The sequence below is a fragment of the Blautia sp. CAG:257 genome, from assembly GCF_000433815.1.
GTDB classification, from domain to species: Bacteria; Bacillota; Clostridia; order Lachnospirales; family Lachnospiraceae; genus Blautia_A; species Blautia_A caecimuris.
Genome location: NZ_HF999097.1, coordinates 22,230 through 24,913 on the forward strand (window position 1 = coordinate 22,230; position 2,684 = coordinate 24,913).

Genomic DNA, 2,684 nt, shown 5'->3' on the forward strand with positions numbered 1-2,684 from the left:
GCTTCTTGTCTCAAAAAAATTCCGGGGCGTATCCATTTTCAGAACAATGTATTTCAGTCCTCAGCTTACTTCCATGGTTGTAATCGCGGTTCTGTGGTCAGTTCTTTATAATGCGAATCCAAATACAGGACTGATCAACTCTCTTCTTGTTTCCCTTGGAATGGAGCCTATCAAATTCCTCAGCGACGCAGACACAGCAATGAACTCGATTATCTTCATGTCTGCATGGCAGGGGGCTGGATATCAGATGATGATCTTCCTGGCAGGTCTTCAGGGAATCCCCAAGGATCAGTATGAAGCGGCAGCGGTGGACGGCGCTACGAAATTTAAACAGTTCCTGTATATTACCCTTCCCGGATTAAAGGGAACTATAAAATATGTTGTTATGATCACAATGATCCAGGCAATGAAGCTGTTTACCCAGCCTTATATCATGACTCAGGGAGGCCCGAAAAATTCTACCAAAACACTTGTATATTATATTTACACCCAGGGCTTCCAGAAGGGTAACTTCGGCTATGCCTGCTCTATTGCAGCAGTATTCTTTGTGATTGTGGTAACGTTGTCCATGGCAATGAAAAAAGTTACAGCGGCTACAGACTGAGAAAGGAGGATATGGTTATGACGAAATCAATGAAATTTTCTGCTAAATTCGGCAAATTTATGTTTTACTTCGGAAATATTGTGATCGGCATTATTTTTGTATCTCCTTTGATCTGGATGATCTCGGCATCTCTGAAGCCGGAGGCAAAGATTTTTGCAGACATGGATTCCCTGGCTACATTTCTGCCCATTCAGGCATCTCTGGACAATTATGCAGAGGTGTTTTCAAGGCTGAACATGCCTCAGGTATTCAAAAATACTTTGCTTTACATTGGCCTGATTCTTATTTTTGATCTTTTGGTAAACTCCATGTGCGGTTATGCCCTGGCGAAATTTGATTTTAAGGGCAAAGGTGCGATCATGAATCTTGTGATTGCATTGATGGTTCTTCCAATGGAAGCGATCATGCTGCCACTGTATATTGAAATGTCCCAGCTTGGATGGGTCAATACACTTCCGGCTCTTGTTGTGCCTTTTATAGCAAAATGCTTTTCCATTTATATGTTCCGGCAGTTTTTCTGTGATGTGCCGGACGAACTGATCGAGGCAGCGGCCATTGACGGCTGCAGTCCTGCGGGAACATTTTTTAAGATTGTTGTACCAATTTCCAAAACAGTATATGCAACCGTGTTTATTCTTGATTTTGTAGCTCACTGGAATGACTTTATGTGGCCGTTCCTGGTTATGACCGGAGAAGATAAGCGAACCATTCAGCTTGCAGTTCAGTCCTTCTTTGGAACACAGCCGGTTCACTACAGCGCGATCATGGCAGCATTGGTTGTCTCTGCAATTCCAATGATCATTATGTTTATTTTCATGCAGAAATATTATGTGGAGGGAATTGCCTCATCAGGAATCAAGGGCTGAGAAAAGCCGGTAAAAAGAATCTGAAAGGCGAATACAATATGACGACAAGTGAATTATTAAAACAGGCCAGAGAATATGAGAAAAAACGGATCAGCGAGATCAGCCCGGAGGAAAGACCGACGTATCACGTAACAGGCGGAGCGGGCTGGATTAATGATCCGAATGGTTTTTCGTATTATAAAGGCCAGTATCATCTTTTTTATCAGTATTATCCTTATGCCAATGAATGGGGACCAATGCACTGGGGGCATGTGGTGAGCAGGGAGCTGATAAAATGGGAGCGCAGACCGGCGGCTATGGCTCCGGATCAGGAATATGACAATGCGGGATGCTTTTCCGGAAGCGCCCTTGAACTTGCGGACGGACGCCATCTTCTGATGTACACAGGCGTGCGGAAGGTCATAGAAGAGGATGGAAGCCGCAGGGATCATCAGACACAGTGCATGGCGTTTGGTGACGGAACAGATTACGAAAAATATGAAAACAATCCTGTAATTACAGCAGATAATGTGCCGGAAGGCGGAAGCAGGATCGATTTCCGTGATCCGAAAATATGGCAGGAGGAGGACGGTACGTTTTATGCAGTGGCGTCAAATGCCAACGCAGAAGGAAACAGTTCTATTCTTTTGTATAAAAGCCAGGATGCGCTTCACTGGGAATTTTGCAGTGTTATTGATTCCAGCTGCAAAAAGCTTGGCTGGATGTGGGAATGTCCGGATTTCTTTTCCCTGGACGGAAAGCAGGTTCTTGTGGTAAGTCCAATGGAAATGATGCCGGAGGGGCTGAAATTCCATGTAGGACACGGAACGATTTATCTTATCGGAACCTATGACAAAAACAGCCATGCTTTTACCAGAGAAGACGTGCAGCCCATTGACAGCGGAATTGATTTTTATGCGCCCCAGACAATGAAAGCTCCTGACGGAAGACGTATTATGATTGCCTGGATGCAGGCATGGAGCAATTCCAAGTTTGTGCCTGACGGAGTAAAGTATTTTGGACAGATGACAGTTCCAAGAGAGCTGACTCTTAAGGATAACAGGCTGATCCAGAAACCGGTACGGGAGCTTGAGGCATACAGAAGCGGCCGGATTTGTCATGAAAAAGTAAAAATAACAGAAGAAACCTCTCTTGAAGGAGTTTCCGGACGTGTGATCGATATGACAGTAAAGCTGAAGGCAGACGATAATTTCCGGGAGTTCTCCATGAAAGTT

The 2,684-nt window shown here is 44.5% G+C and carries 3 protein-coding genes; all 3 read left to right on the forward strand.

Annotation, left to right across the window (positions count from 1 at the left end; all coding sequences use genetic code 11):
* Nucleotides 1–604: carbohydrate ABC transporter permease (locus QVP40_RS11495; protein WP_288200529.1), on the forward strand; the 604-nt coding region annotated here is incomplete at its 5' end.
* Nucleotides 605–621: 17 nt separating this feature from the next.
* Entirely contained in the window at nucleotides 622–1,470 is an 849-nt protein-coding gene (locus QVP40_RS11500; RefSeq protein ID WP_022068549.1) for a carbohydrate ABC transporter permease, read from the forward strand.
* A 38-nt stretch (nucleotides 1,471–1,508) separates the two neighbouring features.
* Nucleotides 1,509–2,684: glycoside hydrolase family 32 protein (locus QVP40_RS11505; protein ID WP_288200530.1), on the forward strand; the 1,176-nt coding region annotated here is incomplete at its 3' end.